We start from the raw sequence: 15,360 nt of genomic DNA on the forward strand, positions 1-15,360 counted from the left end.
CCCGGGTGCGACAGCCGGGGCGGTACGGCAGCGGGACGTGTCCCCTCAGGAGCGGGCGAGCCGCCGCAGGAGCGAGTCCGCGCCCAGCGGGTACGCGCCGTGCCGGCGTACCCCGTCGGCGACCTCGCGGTCCGACGAGACGACGACCACCGGCCGGCCCGCCGGCTCGGCGCGGACCAGTCGCCGGATCAGCTCGTCGGCGGTCTCACCCTTGCGGGAGAAGAGCACCCGGACGCCGCGCGGCGCGGGCGGCAGCCCGTGCATCCGCTCGGCGCCGTCGAAGACCACCGTGACCTCGTCGCCGGTCTGTGCGGCGATCCCACCCAACCCGGTGATCAGGCGTTTGCGCTGCTGCTCCAGGGACATCTCGCCGAAGCCTCGCTTGGTGACGTTGTAGCCGTCCACCACGAGGTGCGCCCGGGGCAGGGCGAGCAACTGGTCGAGCCGGGCCGGGTCGTCGGTGTCGCGCGCGCGGGCGGCGGGGCCGGCCGGCGCGGTGCCCGGCTGCTCGGCGAACGCGTCGGCGACGAAGTCGGCCGGGAGTTTGTCCACCGGGTCGAGCGCCAGTTCCCGACGTAGCCCGACGGCGGCCTGGCCGATGGTCTCCAGGAGCAGCCAGAGCCGGGCGTCGTCGACCGAGCGCGCCTCCTTGGCGCTGGCGCGGGCCACCCCGGCGGCGGCCTCGGCCTCGGCCAGCCGGGACCGGGCGCGGCGGAGTTCGGCGTCCACGTCGGCGCTGGCGCGGGCCGCCCGGCCGCGCTCGGTGGCCAACAGCTCGGTGGCCTTGCGCTCGCGGGCCTGGGTCTCGCGCAGGGTGCGGGCCACCTGCCGGGACTCCTCGCGGAGCTGACCCAGCTCCTCGCGGACGCGGGCCAACTCGTCGCGGAGCTTCTCGGCCTCGACCCGGGCCACCGCGCGGTCGTGCTCGGCCCGGGTGGCCCGCTGCTCGGCCTCGCGGACCAGCTCGGCGACGACGGCGCTGTCCGCCTCGGCGCGCACGGCCGCGCCGCTGGCGTCGATCAGCTCCCGCCAGCCACGGGGCCGGGCCAGGTAGGCCAGCGCGGCCACCTCGACCGGGTCGGCGGCGGCCGGCGCGGTGCCGTCGACCACCGCCGCACCGAGGTCACCGGCGTCGGCCAGGACCCGCGCGGTGACCCGCTGCCGGAACAGCGGATCGGCGGTGAGCTGGGCGGCGATGACGGGCGCGCCGAGCCGGGCGCGCCGGTTGGGGGCGAACTTGGCCACCCGGCGCAGCGGCACCGGGACCTCGTCGGTGGGGAGGGTGGGCAGCACCGCGGCGGTCAGCGTCACGATCCGCTGCCGGACCGGCTCGGGCAGTGTCGGCTCCGGCTCGGCGGCGGCGCCGTCGCCCATTGTCGGGTCCGATGCGTCCGATGGGTCGCTGACTACGTTGTCGTCCGGGTTGCCCACAGCACCGTCGAGCGCGACCTGGTCCTCCTGCGGGAGGTGGTCGTCGTACGGCTCGGTGAGGGGCATGTGGCAAGTCTCCCACCGCGACCGGGCCCACCGCCCGGTGAGTGAGCCGATCTCTCATCCTAGCCCCATGGTGACGGATGGGACGGCTGCGACGGGAGTGTCGGACCGGGGCGCTAGCGTGCCGCCGATGGCACAGGCGGAGTACGTCCAGGAGTCACTGGCCGGTCTCGACCCGGCGGTGGGCGGGGTGGACCCGGCGCTGCCGCTCTACGCGACGACCTTCGTGGTGGTCGACCTGGAGACCACCGGCGGCGCGCCGGACGGCGGCGGCATCACCGAGATCGGCGCGGTCAAGGTGCGCGGTGGCGAACAGCTGGGGGTGCTGGCGACCCTGGTCAACCCGGGCCAGCCGATTCCGCCGTTCATCACGGTGCTGACCGGCATCACCCAGGCCATGCTGGTGCCGGCGCCACCGATCGAGCAGGTGCTGCCGAGCTTCCTGGAGTTCATCGACGACGCGGTGCTGGTGGCCCACAACGCGCCGTACGACGTGGGCTTTCTGAAAGCCGCCTGCGCCAGACACGGCTACCGGTGGCCCAACCCCCAAGTCCTGGACACGGCGGCGCTCGCCCGCCGGGTGCTGACCCGCGACGAGGTGCCCAACCGCAAGCTGGGCACCCTGGCCGCCTACTTCCGCACCGCCACCCAGCCCACCCACCGGGCGTTGGACGACGCGAAGGCCACCGTCGACGTGCTGCACGGGCTGATCGGCCGGCTCGGCGGGCACCGGGTGGACACGGTCGGCGACGCCATCGAGTTCGCCCGCGCGGTCACCCCGACCCAGCGCCGCAAGCGACACCTGGCCGAGGGGTTGCCCAAGGTCCCGGGGGTCTACATCTTCCGGGCCGCCGACGACCGGCCGCTCTACGTGGGCACCTCGGTCGACATCGCCACCCGGGTGCGCAGCTACTTCACCGCCGGCGAGAAACGCGCCCGGATCTCCGAGATGCTGGGCGCGGCCGAACGCGTCGAGGCGGTGGAGTGCGCCCACTCGTTGGAGGCGGAGGTCCGTGAGCTGCGCCTGATCGCCGCGCACGCCCCGCCGTACAACCGCCGGTCCAAATACCCGGAACGGATGGTCTGGCTCAAGCTGACCGACGGTCCGTACCCTCGGTTGTCGATCGTCCGTGACCTCTCCCCCACCGACACCGCGTACCTCGGGCCGTTCACCTCCCGGCGGGCCGCCGAGCTGGCCGCCGCCGGTTTCCACGACGCGGTGCCACTGCGCCAGTGCACGCACCGGCTCTCGCTGCGCACCGTCACGCCGGCCTGCGCGCTGGCCGAGCTGGGTCGCTGCCCGGCACCCTGCGAACACAAAATCACCCCCGAGGAGTACGACGACAGCGCCGCCGCGCCCTTCCGCACCGCGACGGCCAGCGACCCTCAGCCGGTGGTGGACGCGCTGCTCGCGCGGATCGACGTGCTCTCGGCCGACCAGCGCTACGAGGAGGCCGCCGTGGTGCGGTCCCGGCTGGCCGCCGTGCTGCGGGCCACGGTGCGGATGCAGCGGCTGGCCGCGCTGACCGGGATCGTCGAGCTGGCCGCGGCCCGGCCCGCCGCCCGGGGCGGCTGGGAGTTGGCGTTGGTCCGGCACGGCCGACTGGCCGGTGCGGGGGTGTCCCCGCCGGGCGTGCACCCTCGTCCCACGTTGACCACGATCCGGGCCACCGCCGAGACGGTGTCCGGCGGGCACGGTCCGGTGCCGGCGGCGACCGCCGAGGAGTCCGAGCGCATCCTGTCCTGGTTGGAGCGACCGGAGACCCGACTCGTCGAGATGTCCTCCGGTTGGTCCTCTCCGGCGAGTGGCGCGGCCCGGTTCCGTGACCTGCTGGCGAAGGCCGAGGGCGGCGGGTCCCACCAACTCTCGACCGAACGCTCATGACCAACTGACCGATCGGACTACGTCGACTCGCTTAGGCTGTTAGAGAAGTGCAGTCCTGCCCGATTCGTGGGCCTGCTCCCCCGCCGGGATCCGGCGGTGTGGGGCCGGGGTGAGGAGGTGTCCCTCGTGGACGTCGACGCCGGACACGGCGCCGCCCTGGGGGGCGCCCTGCCGACACAGCCGGGTGAGCTGCCGCTCGCCCGCCGGCTGCGGTCGCTGCTCAGTTGGCCGACCACCGACTCGGACCCGGTCACCCAACTGGTCCGCACCCACCGGGGCATCCATGCCGGCACCGACCCCGCGGTGCTGCGCCGTGCCTACACGATCGCGGAAAACATGCACCGCGGGCAGTTCCGCAAGAGCGGGGAACCGTACATCACCCACCCCCTCGCGGTGGCGCAGATCTGCGCCGAGCTGGGAATGGACACCACCACCCTGGTCGCGGCGCTGCTGCACGACACCGTGGAGGACACCCGCTACACCCTCCAGGCGCTCTCCGAGGACTTCGGCGGTGAGGTGGCCCACCTGGTCGACGGGGTGACCAAGTTCGACAAGGCGTTCTACGGCAAGGCCGCCGAGGCGGAGACGGTCCGCAAGATGATCGTCGCGGCCGCCAAGGACGTCCGGGTGCTGATCATCAAGCTGGCCGACCGGCTGCACAACATGCGCACGCTCGGGGTGCGCTCCGCGTCGTCGCGGGAACGGATCGCCCGCAAGACCCAGGAGGTGCTGGTCCCGCTCTGTGACCGGCTGGGCATCCAGACCCTCAAACGCGAGCTGGACGACGTGGTGCTGCTGCACCTCGAGCCCGACGAGCACGCCCGGCTGGCCCGGCACGTGCACGATCGGCCGGGTTGGGAGACGTATCTCGACTCGGTGGTCACCCGGGCCCGGGTGGCGCTGCGCCGCAGCCGGGTCGACGCCGAGGTGACCCCCCGTCCCCGGCACCTCTACTCGATCTGGAAGGACACCATCGCCGGCGGCCACACCGCCCCGTACGACCTGCCCCGCATCGTGGTGGTGGTCGACGGCCCGGCCACCGACTGTTACGCCGCGCTGGGCGCGATCCACGGCACCTGGCGACCGGTGCCCGGCCGTTTCAAGGACTTCATCGCCTCGCCGAAGAACAACCTCTACCGTTCGCTGCACACCAGCGTCTGCGGCCCACAGGACCGCACCGTGGAGGTGCTGATCCGCACCGAGGAGATGCACCGCTCGGCCGAGTACGGCATCGCCGCCGACTTCCGTTTCCCCAGTTCCGGCAGCGGCACCGCCGCGGCCCGTGCCGAACAGCTGGACTGGCTGCGCCGGGTGCTCGACTGGGAGCCGGACGCCGCCGACCCGGCACAGTTCTACGAGTCGCTGCGCTGCGACCTGGCCGAGGGGCAGATCCAGGTCTTCGCCGACGGGCGGCAGGTCGTGCTGCCGGCCGGTGCCACGCCTGTCGATCTCGCGTACGAGCTGGGCAACGACCGGGGCGACCACTGCCTCGCCGCCCGCATCAACGGTCGGCTGGCCCCGCTCAGTTCGGAGCTGGACGAGGGCGACGTGGTGGAGATCTTCACCGAGAACGACGGCGACAACGGCTTCGAGGCCGGTGTGGCGCCGCGCGGCCCCCGGCGGGAGTGGCTGACCTTCGTCAAGTCACCGCACGCGCAGATGCAGATCAACAGGTGGTTCGCCGAGCACACCGAGCCGGGCATCACGATCAGCGACAAGGTGCGCCTCGGTCGGGCCACCATCGGGCTCGCCCTGCGCCAGCACAACCGGGGCCTCGCCAGTGACCTGCCGTTACTGCGCCTCTCCGAGGAGTTGGGCTACCCCGACCTGGAAACCCTGTTGGTCGCGGTCTTCGACCGGGTCATCGAACCGGACACCGTGGTCCGCCAGCTCATCGACCTGGTCGACCATCGACAGTGACCTGGCCGGCCCCAGCGCGTACGAAGGACATTCGTGACCACTAGCCTGGAGTCATGATCCCCCGCTCCCGCGCCTCCGCTCGGGCCCTCTTCTACCAGGCCTTCTACCGGATGCCGCTGCCGGTGCGTCGGCGCCTGGTCCGGTTGGCGGTGCCCAAGTACATCGTCGGCGCGGTGACCCTGGTCCGGGATTCCGAGGCGACGGGCGCGGGTCGGTTGCTCATGCTGCGCCAGCCTCCCGGCAAGGGCTGGTCACTCCCCGCCGGCCTGCTCAACCGGGGTGAGGCCCCGGTGGTGGGCGCGGCCCGTGAGCTGTTCGAGGAGTCCGGCGTCCGGCTTCCGCCGTCCCGGCTGCGCCCGGCGGTGCCGAACGCGATCGTGCACGCCAAGGGCTGGGTGGACGTGGTCTTCGAGACCGAGGTGCCGGCATCCAGCACCGGGCTGGCCGTCGACGGCGGGGAGGTCATCGAGGCCGCCTGGCAGCCCCTGGACGACCTGCCCAAGCTGACCTGGCCGACGGCCCGGCTGCTCGCCTACTACGACATCGGGCCGCTGGCCGGGCAGTTCCCGCCGCCGGTGCCCGACGAGACCCCGTGACCGGCGCGGTCGGTGTTCCGGCCGAGCTGTGCGCGGTGGTGCTGGCCGCCGGCGAGGGCACGCGACTGCGCCCGCTCACCGAACGGCTACCCAAGGCGCTCTGCCCGGTGGGCAACGTGCCCCTGCTGGATCGGGCGTTGGCGCGGCTGGCCGGCCTGGGCCTGACCGGTCCCGACCGGGTCGCGGTGAACGCCTGCTACCTCGGCGAGCAGGTGGTGGCGCACGTCGGCGACCGCGCCCACCTGTCGGTGGAGCCGGGCGAACCGCTGGGCACCGCCGGCGGCGTGGCCAACCTGCGGGACTGGATCGACGGGCGGCCGGTGCTGGTCGGCAACGCCGACGCGTACCTCGCCGACCCGTCTGCTCCCCCGGGCCCGGACGTGGCCGCCCTGCTCGACGGCTGGGACGGGCACACCGTACGCCTGCTCGGCCAGCCCGCCGCGGACCCGGCCGCGCCGGGCACCTTCGCCGGGCACTGCTTCACCGGCTTCTCGCTGCTGCCCTGGCGGCTGGTCCGGGACCTGCCGGTCGTCTTCTCGGACCTGGTTCGCGCCGTGTGGCGTCCGGCCGAGGCCGCGGGCGCCCTGACCGTGGTGCCCTACCCGGGCACCTTCTTCGACACCGGCACCCCGGCCGACTACCTGGCGGCCAACCTGCACGCCGCAGCCGGTGGTGTTCTCGTCGAGGAGTCCGCGACGGTGACCGGCCACTGCGTGGAGTCGGTCGTCGGCGCGGGAGCGCGGGTGGACGGTGACGTGTCCCGCACCGTGGTGTGGCCGGGCGCGACCGTGCGGGCCGGCGAGCGGCTGCGGAACGCGATCCGGGCCGGCAGCGACCTGACCGTGCCCTGCCCCGCTCAGGGCTGAGCAGAGAAGGCGCCCGCCTCCGGTCCCGGCCCGGAACGTGCTCCCGCCTCCGGTCCCGGCCCGGAACGTGCTCCCGCCTCCGGTTCCGAACCGGAACATCTAGCATGGGCGACGACGCCGACGAACGGAGAAATGCCCCGTGATCACCGCGATCGTGCTGATCGACTGCGCCACCGATGCGATCCCCGAGGTGGCGGAGAATCTGGCCAACCTTCCCGGTGTCAGCGAGGTCTACTCGGTGGCCGGGCACGTCGACCTCATCGCCATCGTCCGGGTCCGCGAGTTCGACCAGATCGCCCAGGTCATCGCGGGCAGCATCTCCAAGGTTCCGGGGGTGCTCAACACCGAGTCCCACATCGCCTTCCGGGCGTACTCCCAGCACGACCTGGAGGAGGCGTTCGCGATCGGTCTGGCCAGCGCCGACTGACCCGCTCGCCGTTTCGCCGCCGGTGCCGGCCGCACGGCGGCGCGTGGCGCGCACAGGGCGGCCGGCCCACCGTGAGGGTGGGCCGGCCGTCTGCTCGCGGCTACGTCAGCTCTCGCTGGGAGCCGGTACCTCGGTGCTGCCACCGCCCGGAGCCGGCGACTCGGTGCCGGTGCCACCCGGGGCCGGCGACTCGGTGACAGTGCCACCCGGAGCCGGCGACTCGGTGCCGGTGCCGCCCGGGCTGGGCGTGCCGCTGGCGCTGGTCTGCGGAACCGGGATGCCGAGCTTGTTGGCGAGCGCCACCAACTCGTCGTAGTGCGTCTGCAGCGTCGGAAGCGCCGTCTGCGCCAACTGGACCACCGACTGCTCGGAGCCCTGCGAGATCTCCGTCTGGGTGGCCTGGATGGCCTGGACGTGGCCGGCCAGCTCACTGGTCACCCAGAGCCGGTCGAACTCCGCGCCGCTGGCGTTGTTCAGCTTGTCGATGACCGCCTGCTGATCGGCGCTGGGCTCGTTCGGCAGTTCCACCCCGAGCTGCGACGCGGTCTGCTGCACCGTCTGGTCCAGCTGGGTGTGGTCGGTCTTCAGCATCGCGCCCAGGTCCTTGACCCCCTGGTCCTGACCCTTCTGCTGAGCCAGGTCACCAGCGGTGATCTCGAACAGGTTGACCTGGTGTACCGCCTGCAGGTACTGGGTGTCCTGCGTCGACGGCTGTGCCGCGGCCTGCGCGGCCGCGGCCGGCGCGACGCCGACAAGTACCAGCGCGGCCAACAGGCCGAGGCGTTTGATACCCAACATGCTTCCCCCCCTTGAGACGTTGGACCGCACGCATACCCGGCTCACCGGGGTTATTCCTGCGATCGCCCGTCGCGCGGCGTCGACCGGTCCCGTCAGGGCCGTCCGACTCCTGGCCGGATGGGTCCGGAGGGTGGATACGTCGGGGCGCCCGCCGGAATCCGGCGGGCGCCCCAAAAACGGTGTGACCGGGCGGTCAGCGGCGGCTCTCGCCGCTGCCGATCTCCTCGCGCTCCGGTCGGGCCTCGACCGGGGGGTGCCCCGGCGAGACCGGTGCCTCGACCGGCTTCTCGATCGGGTAGAAGAAGCCCCGGATGGCCGGGCCGAGGGCCCCCAGCCGGTTCATCTTCTTGGGCACGACCCAGCCGACGTAGTCCAGTTCGCCGTGACCGTCCGCGTGCCCGTTGGACGCGCTGAGCGGCTGGTGCACCTCGACGAACCGGCCGTCCGGCAGGCGCCGGATGATGCCGGTCTCGACGCCGTGCGCGAGCACCTCCCGGTCGTGCTGCTGCAGACCCAGGCAGAGCCGGTAGGTGACGTAGTACGCCAGCGGCGGGACCACCAGCAGGCCGATACGGCCCGCCCAGGTCATCGCGTTGAGGCTGATCTGGAACTTGTCGGCGATCACGTCGTTGGCGCCGGAGAGCGTCAGCACGATGTAGAACGAGACGGCCATCGCGCCGACGGCGGTCCGGGCCGGAGCGTCCCGGGGCCGCTGGAGCAGGTTGTGGCTCTTGCGGTCCTTGAGGTGCCGGGCTTCCAGGAACGGGTACATCGTCGAGAGGCCCACCAGGATGCCGGGCAGCACGACGGTCGGCCAGAACAGCGGCGGGATGACGTACCCGTCGCCGAGCGGGATGTTGATCTCCCAGGCCGGCATGAGTCGGGTCGACCCGTCGAGGAACATGACGTACCAGTCGGGCTGGCTGGCGGCCGAGACCACCCACGCCTCGTACGGGCCGAACAACCAGATCGGGTTGATCTGGAACAGACCGCCCATCAGCGCGATGACGCCGAAGACGACCATGAAGAAGCCGCCCTGCTTCAGCGCGTACCGCGGGAACATCCGCTCGCCGACCACGTTGTTGTTGGTCCGGCCGGGGCCGGGCCACTGCGTGTGCTTCTGCTTGAAGACCAGACCCAGGTGGACGCTGATCAGCGCGACCAGCAGACCCGGGATGAGCAGCACGTGGGCGATGAAGAACCGGCTGATGATGATCGTGCCCGGGAACTCGCCTCCGAAGATCGACGAGGTGACCCAGGAGCCGACAACCGGGATGGACAGCATGATCGCCGAGGCGATCCGCAGACCCGTGCCGGACAGGCCGTCGTCCGGCAGCGAGTAGCCGCTGAAGCCGGCCAGGAAGCCCACCCAGAACAGCAGCGAACCGATGATCCAGTTGGTCTCGCGCGGCTTGCGGAAGGCACCGGTGAAGAAGACCCGCAGCATGTGCACGACGATCGCGGCCATGAACAGCAGCGCCGACCAGTGGTGCATCTGCCGCATCACCAGACCGCCCCGGACATCGAACGAGATGTCCAGGCTGGAGGCGTACGCGGCGGACATCGGGGTGCCCTGCAACGGCGCGTAGCTGCCGTCGTAGACCACCTCGGTCATCGCCGGCTCGAAGAAGAAGGTGAGGAACACACCGGTCAACAGCAGCACGACGAACGAGAACAGCGCGATCTCGCCGAGCAGGAAGGACCAGTGGTCCGGGAAGACCTTGTTCAGCAGCTTGCGCAGCGGGGTGGCCACCTGGAAGCGGTCGTCCACTCCCACCGCGGCCTTGCCCGGCGTCGCCGCAAGGTCAAACTTTCGACGCTTCATGGCCGCTCCCAGAAATCAGGCCCGACGGTCTCGGTGAAGTCGGACTTCGCCACGAAGAAGCCCTCGGAGTCCACCTCGATCGGCAGCTGCGGCAGCCGCCGGCTGGCGGGGCCGAAGACTGGCCGGGCGTTGTCGGTGATCAGGAACTGGGACTGGTGGCACGGGCAGAGCAGCCGGTTGGTCTGCTGCTCGTACAGGCTGGCCGGGCATCCCGCGTGCGTGCAGATCTTGGAGAACGCCGCGTAGTTGCCCCACATGTAGTCACCGTGACCAACCTTCTCGTTGGCCCGGCGCGACTCCTGCGCGTCCGAGTCGCGGAGGTGGATCAGCAGCGTCGGCGAGTCGGCGTGCTTGTTGCTCACACCGTGGTCGATGCCGGGGAAGACGGTCAGCTGCCCACCGGTGCTGATGTCCGCCGGGCGGATCGGCCGGCCGTCCTCGCGGACCAGGCGGATCCGCTGGCCGCCCTCGGGCGTGGCGAACCCGGTGGTGAACATCTGGTTGTTCTTGTGCGGCTGCGAGATCAGGCCACCGACCAGCGGCGCCGCGGCGACCGCGGCGACCGGCGCGAGGCCCGCCAGCAGCGAGATGCCGAGCAGGGGGCGACGCTTCACGCCCAGCTCGTCCGCCATGTAGAGCATGGTCTGGCCGGTGATGGTGCGGCCTTCGGAGTCGACCTGACCTTCGTGCCGGTCCTGGATCGAGACCTCCTTGGGCAGCAACTTCTTGCCCCACGTCAGGATGCCGAAGCCGACGGCGAGCAGCGCCACGCCGAGGGTGAAGCCGAGCAGCGGGGTGTAGAACTTGTCGCCGCCCCGGCCCGCCTCGTACTGCCACGGCCACCAGATGTAGATGGCCAGGAAGGCGGTCGCGGCAAGGCCGGTGATCAGGAAGAAGCCGGCAACCACCCGGGTCAGCCGACGCTCCGCCTTGGTGCCCGGCAGCACCTGCGGCTCGTAGTGGACGATCTCGATGTCGTCCCGCCGTGCGCCCTCGCGAACGATGTCGAACCGGGTGAGTCTGGGGTCGTTCACGTCGAGCGGCTCCGGGCCCTGTGCGGCCTGGTGCTCGGGGTGGGTGCTCATGCCGTCACCTCGCTACGGGTGGCGCCGAGCGGCACCACAGCACTGAATCGGATGGCCTGCTCGATCACGACTTACCCGCGATCCACAGGCTGGCGAAGACGAGCGCGACGATGCCGACCAGGAAGATCGCCAGGCCCTCGGTGGACGGGCCGTACCGTCCGAGGTTGAACCCACCCGGGTCCTGGTCGTGCTTCAGCGTCTCCTGGATGTAGGCGATGATGTCGGCCTTCTGCTCCGGCCGGAGCTGGTTGTCGCCGAACACCGGCATGTTCTGCGGGCCACTCAGCATCGCCGCGTAGATCTGGCGGTCGGTCGCGGGGTGCAGGCTCGGGGCGAACTTGCCCGAGGAGAGCGCACCACCGCCGCCACCGAAGGCGTGGCACTGCGAGCAGTTGATCCGGAACAGCTCACCGCCGGCGGCGATGTTGCCGTCCTCGCGGAGGTCGTCGCCCTCGGGCACGACCGGGCCGCCGCCAAGCTCCTGGACGTACTGGGCCAGCTGACGGGTCTGCTCGTCGGTGAAGACCGGGGGCTTGCGGTGCGCCTGGGCCTCCTGGCGGGCCAGCGGCATCCGCCCGGAGCTGACCTGGAACTCGACCGATGCCGCGCCGACGCCGATCAGGCTCGGCCCGCGGCCCTCGACGCCCTGGGCGTTACGGCCGTGGCAGGTCACGCAGCTCACGTCGAACAGCGCCTTGCCCTCGGCTGCGGCGCCGGTCAGCTGCGGGTTGTCCTGCGCCTGGGCGCCCGGGGCGAAGACGGTGTACGCGCCACCGGCGAGCATCAGCGCGGCGATCAGCCGGACCGCGGCGCCCAGCCGGCGGCGGCCCCTGCTGCGCGCGGCGGGCCGCTCGCGCAACCGCGCGAGCAGACCGCGTCGGCGGTCGTTGTCAGAAGTCATGAGCGGTGTCCTTAACCGGTTGGACCTGTCTCAGGGGACGGAGCAGCAGCGCGGAATGTGACGCGCAAGATCACTGGAGCCAGTAGATCATGGCGTACAGCCCGATCCACACGACGTCGACGAAGTGCCAGTAGTACGACACGACGATCGCCGAGGTCGCCTGCGCCGGAGTGAACCGGCCCATGGTCGTACGGACCATGAAGATGATGAAGGCGATCAGACCACCGGTCACGTGCAGGCCGTGGAAGCCGGTGGTCAGGTAGAACACCGACCCGTACCCGTCTTCGTTGATCTTGACGCCGTCGGCGACCAGGTGCCGGTACTCGTTCAACTGGCCGAGGACGAAGATCAGGCCCATCACGAAGGTGACGGTGAACCAGCGCCGCAGCGCGTGCACGTCACCCTTCTCCGCCGCGAAGACGCCGAGCTGGCACGTCACCGAGGACAGCACCAGGATCACCGTGAAGGTGGTCGCGTACGGGATGTTCAGCGCCTCGGTGTGCTTCTCCCACTGCTCCGGCGCAGCCGCGCGGATGGAGAAGTACATCGCGAACAGCGCCGCGAAGAACATGAGTTCACTGGAGAGCCACACGATCGTCCCGACGCTGACCATGTTTGGTCGGGTCAGAGAGTGGATCCGGCTCTTGTCAATGGCTGGGGCCGCAGTCACGCCGTCATTATTGCCCCTGACCGGGGCCGCCGATCAGCGGGGTGGCAAACCTGCGCCTTCCGTGGCCCGAGCGTCAGGGTCCGGTTCGCCTGGCCTAGCCTGAAAAGCGTGCTGCACGTCGATCCGATCTTCGCCGCCACCTCGGCCCCGCCGCCGTTCACCGTCGGCGCGGTGCTGACCGAGACCCGGCTGGACAGCTGGCTGGCCCTCGGCCTGGTGCTCGCCGCCGGCCTGTACCTCTACGGGGTGTACCGGCTGCGCCTGCGCGGCGACCGATGGCCGGTCGCCCGTACCGTCTTCTTCCTCGGCCCCGGCCTGGGCGGCATCGCGCTGGTCACGGTCAGCGGGATGCACGCGTACGACACCGCGCTGCTGTCCGTGCACATGATCCAGCACATGGTGCTGTCCATGGTGGCGCCGATCTTCCTGGCCCTGGGCGCGCCGATGACGCTGGCCCTGCGCACCCTGCCGGTCGGGCCACGCAAGCGCCTGCTCGCGATCGTGCACAGCCGGGTCGCCCGGGTCTACAGCTTCCCGCTGGTGGCGTTCGCCATCTTCGTGGTCAACCCGTTCGTGCTGTACTTCAGTGACCTGTACCGCTACACCCTCGAACACGCCTGGGCGCACGAACTGGTGCACGCGCACTTCATCATGACCGGCTGCGTGTTCTTCTGGCCGCTGCTCGGCCTCGACCCGCTGCCCGGCCGTTGGCCGTACCCGGCGCGCGCGCTGCTGATGCTGCTCTCCGTGCCGTTCCACACAGTGCTCGGCCTCACCATCATGCAGAGCAGCACGCTCTTCGGCGGCGACTGGTACCCCTCGCTCAACCTCGGTTGGGTCGACCCCTGGCAGGACCAGGTGGTCGCCGGCGGCATCCTCTGGGCCGGTGGCGAGTTCGTCAGTGTGACCATGCTCGCGGTGCTGGTGGTGCAGTGGGTCAAGCAGTCCGAGCGGGAGGCCCGCCGGGTGGACCGCGAGCTGGACCGCCAGGAGGCCCGCGAACGCGCCGCCGACGCCGCGCCGGCCTGAGCTGCCCGGACGGTACGCCCGACGCGCGACGTCGGGCGGGATGTCGGCTACGTCACGCCGACCGGTACGATCTGCGGGCAGCTACGAGGTGGAAGCGGAGTCCTGGCATGACCGATCGTCTTTGCACCGTGTTGCTCTACAGCGACGACCCGCAGGTCCGTGATCGGATGCGGATGGCCGTCGGCCCCCGGCCCGCTCCCGGTCTGCAGATCGAGTTCGTCGAGGCGTCGACCTACGCGGAGACCATCCGGCTGGTCGACGACTACGAGATCGACCTGCTGCTGCTCGACGGTGAGGCGAGCCCGGGCGGCGGCATCGGCATCGCCCGGCAGATCAAGGACGACCGGGACGACGCTCCCCCGACCTGCCTGGTGATCGCCCGCGCCGCGGACCGATGGCTCGCCGCGTACGCCGAGGTCGACGCGACGCTGGTGCACCCGCTCGACCCGGTGACCACCGGCGGCACGGTGGCCGAGCTGCTGCGGACGCACGCACCCGCCTGACGTCCCCCGCTCCTCCGGCACCCCCACGGCGCCGGATCTCCTCGGCGCCGGTTCCAGCCCACCCGCACTTCGCATGCTCGGGAGGCCCGCCATGGGCGATCGGACCTGGCCGCACCTGCTCAACGCGCTGCTGCGCGGTGACGAACTCTCCACCGCCGACACCGCCTGGGCGATGGACGAGATCATGACCGGCTCGGCGAGCGCGGCGCAGATCGCGGCCTTCGCCGTGGCGCTGCGGGCCAAGGGTGAGACGCCCGCCGAGGTGGCCGGCCTGGTGGAGGCGATGCTCGGTCGCGCGGTGCCGGTGGCGCTCCCCGAGGAGCTTCGCCGCACCGCGCTCGACGTGGTCGGCACCGGCGGTGACCTCGCCCACACGGTGAACATCTCCACGATGACCGCGCTGGTGGTCGCCGGCACGGGCGTCCGGGTCGTGAAGCACGGCAACCGGGCCGCCTCCTCCCTGTGCGGCACCGCCGACCTGCTGGAGTTTCTCGGCATCCCGCTGGATCTCGGCCCGGAGCAGGTTGCCCGCTGTGTCGAGGAGGCCGGCATCGGGTTCTGCTTCGCGGCCCGCTTCCACCCCGGGATGCGGCACGCCGGCCCGGTCCGCCGCGAGGTGGGCGTGCCCACCTTCTTCAACTTCCTCGGCCCGCTGACCAACCCCGCCCGACCCCGGGCCGGCGCGGTCGGCTGCTTCGACCTGCGGATGGCCCCGGTCATGGCCAGCGTGTTCGCCGCCCGTGGCGACTCGGCGATCGTGATGCGCGGCGAGGACGGGCTGGACGAGTTCACCACCGCCGCGCCCACCCGGATCTGGGCGGCCCAGGGCGGCACCGTACGCGAGGTCGTGCTGGACGCGACGGACCTGGGGGTACCCCGGTCCACCCTGGCGGACCTGCGCGGCGGTGACGCCGCGTACAACGCGGGCGTGGCCCGCCGCCTGCTGGCCGGCGAGAAGGGCCCGGTCCGGGACGCGGTGCTGGTCAACGCGGCGGCGGCGCTGGCCACCCAGGGCCCCCTGGACGGCGACCTGACCGAGGCGCTGCGCGCCGGCCTGGCCCGTGCCGCCGAGTCGATCGACTCCGGCGCGGCCGCCGCGACCCTGGACCGCTGGATCGACACCGCCAACGCCGCCGCCTGACCGCACCACCACCCGACCCGGCGACGCCGTCCGCAGTAGGGCCCGGGGCGTGATCGCAGTAGGCCCGGGGCGTGATCGCAGTAGGGCCGGGGCGTGATCGACTCGGATTTCTTGAATCTGCGGTGTCGGGGCCGCTCCGATGCCCCGACCTCGTCGAAGTCGGGTGGATCACGCGCGGATGCCGGCGAGCGAATGACGGTGCGCGGAGATTTGTCGGACC

General features: G+C 71.6%; 14 protein-coding genes. 8 read left to right on the forward strand and 6 right to left on the reverse strand.

The genetic code is table 11. The annotated features are described in order from the left end of the window. Positions 1-45: 45 nt before the first annotated feature. Positions 46-1,497: an NYN domain-containing protein gene (locus ACZ6NZ_RS27400; protein WP_465860877.1), complete on the reverse strand. Its 1,452-nt coding sequence runs from the start codon at positions 1,495-1,497 to the stop codon at positions 46-48. A gap of 127 nt (positions 1,498-1,624) precedes the next feature. Here ACZ6NZ_RS27400 and ACZ6NZ_RS27405 point away from each other — a divergent pair, with 127 nt between their 5' ends. From ACZ6NZ_RS27405 to ACZ6NZ_RS27425, 5 genes are all read left to right on the forward strand, one after another. Next, positions 1,625-3,379, forward strand: a complete 1,755-nt coding sequence (locus ACZ6NZ_RS27405; protein WP_465860878.1) for a DEDD exonuclease domain-containing protein — start codon at positions 1,625-1,627, stop codon at positions 3,377-3,379. A 126-nt stretch (positions 3,380-3,505) separates the two neighbouring features. After that, positions 3,506-5,299 carry a RelA/SpoT family protein gene (locus ACZ6NZ_RS27410; RefSeq protein WP_465860915.1) on the forward strand — a complete coding sequence of 598 codons (1,794 nt, stop codon included), beginning with the start codon at positions 3,506-3,508 and terminating at the stop codon, positions 5,297-5,299. A 53-nt stretch (positions 5,300-5,352) separates the two neighbouring features. Beyond that, complete coding sequence (locus ACZ6NZ_RS27415; RefSeq protein ID WP_366608834.1) at positions 5,353-5,895, forward strand: NUDIX hydrolase; 543 nt, start codon at positions 5,353-5,355, stop codon at positions 5,893-5,895. Continuing rightward, entirely contained in the window at positions 5,892-6,761 is an 870-nt protein-coding gene (locus ACZ6NZ_RS27420) for a nucleotidyltransferase family protein (protein ID WP_465860879.1), read from the forward strand. Before ACZ6NZ_RS27415 ends, ACZ6NZ_RS27420 begins: the two co-directional genes overlap by 4 nt. Positions 6,762-6,900: 139 nt before the next feature. Next, the gene (locus ACZ6NZ_RS27425) at positions 6,901-7,188 is read left to right on the forward strand and encodes an Lrp/AsnC family transcriptional regulator (RefSeq protein WP_074313163.1); all 288 of its coding nucleotides are present in this window, start codon (positions 6,901-6,903) and stop codon (positions 7,186-7,188) included. Between the two features lie 105 nt (positions 7,189-7,293). On the opposite strand, the gene ACZ6NZ_RS27430 is transcribed toward ACZ6NZ_RS27425, so the two are convergent. From ACZ6NZ_RS27430 to ctaE, 5 genes are all read right to left on the reverse strand, one after another. Next, positions 7,294-7,986 (reverse strand): DUF4142 domain-containing protein, encoded by a 693-nt coding sequence (locus ACZ6NZ_RS27430; RefSeq protein WP_238680080.1) that lies wholly within the window; start codon positions 7,984-7,986, stop codon positions 7,294-7,296. A 193-nt stretch (positions 7,987-8,179) separates the two neighbouring features. Next, positions 8,180-9,811: a cytochrome bc1 complex cytochrome b subunit gene (gene qcrB / locus ACZ6NZ_RS27435; protein WP_465860880.1), complete on the reverse strand. Its 1,632-nt coding sequence runs from the start codon at positions 9,809-9,811 to the stop codon at positions 8,180-8,182. Further along, positions 9,808-10,896, reverse strand: coding sequence for a cytochrome bc1 complex Rieske iron-sulfur subunit (gene qcrA / locus ACZ6NZ_RS27440; RefSeq protein WP_366608838.1), 1,089 nt, complete (start codon positions 10,894-10,896; stop codon positions 9,808-9,810). Before qcrA ends, qcrB begins: the two co-directional genes overlap by 4 nt. Positions 10,897-10,960: 64 nt before the next feature. Then, positions 10,961-11,797, reverse strand: coding sequence for a cytochrome bc1 complex diheme cytochrome c subunit (gene qcrC / locus ACZ6NZ_RS27445; protein WP_465860881.1), 837 nt, complete (start codon positions 11,795-11,797; stop codon positions 10,961-10,963). Between the two features lie 70 nt (positions 11,798-11,867). Next, on the reverse strand, positions 11,868-12,467 hold the full coding sequence (ctaE, locus tag ACZ6NZ_RS27450; RefSeq protein ID WP_238642380.1) for an aa3-type cytochrome oxidase subunit III: 600 nt from the start codon (positions 12,465-12,467) through the stop codon (positions 11,868-11,870). 108 nt (positions 12,468-12,575) lie between these two features. On the opposite strand from ctaE, the gene ACZ6NZ_RS27455 reads away from it, so the two are divergent. The 3 genes from ACZ6NZ_RS27455 (at position 12,576) to trpD (ending at position 15,140) form a co-directional block, all read left to right on the forward strand. Continuing rightward, the gene (locus tag ACZ6NZ_RS27455; RefSeq protein WP_465860882.1) at positions 12,576-13,496 is read left to right on the forward strand and encodes a cytochrome c oxidase assembly protein; all 921 of its coding nucleotides are present in this window, start codon (positions 12,576-12,578) and stop codon (positions 13,494-13,496) included. A 107-nt stretch (positions 13,497-13,603) separates the two neighbouring features. Further along, positions 13,604-13,999, forward strand: a complete 396-nt coding sequence (locus ACZ6NZ_RS27460; RefSeq protein ID WP_366608840.1) for a response regulator — start codon at positions 13,604-13,606, stop codon at positions 13,997-13,999. 91 nt (positions 14,000-14,090) lie between these two features. After that, a complete protein-coding gene (gene trpD, locus ACZ6NZ_RS27465; RefSeq protein WP_465860883.1) occupies positions 14,091-15,140 on the forward strand; it encodes an anthranilate phosphoribosyltransferase in 1,050 nt (349 codons plus the stop codon). Positions 15,141-15,360 lie beyond the last annotated feature (220 nt).

Source organism: Micromonospora sp. NPDC047756, assembly GCF_055587245.1.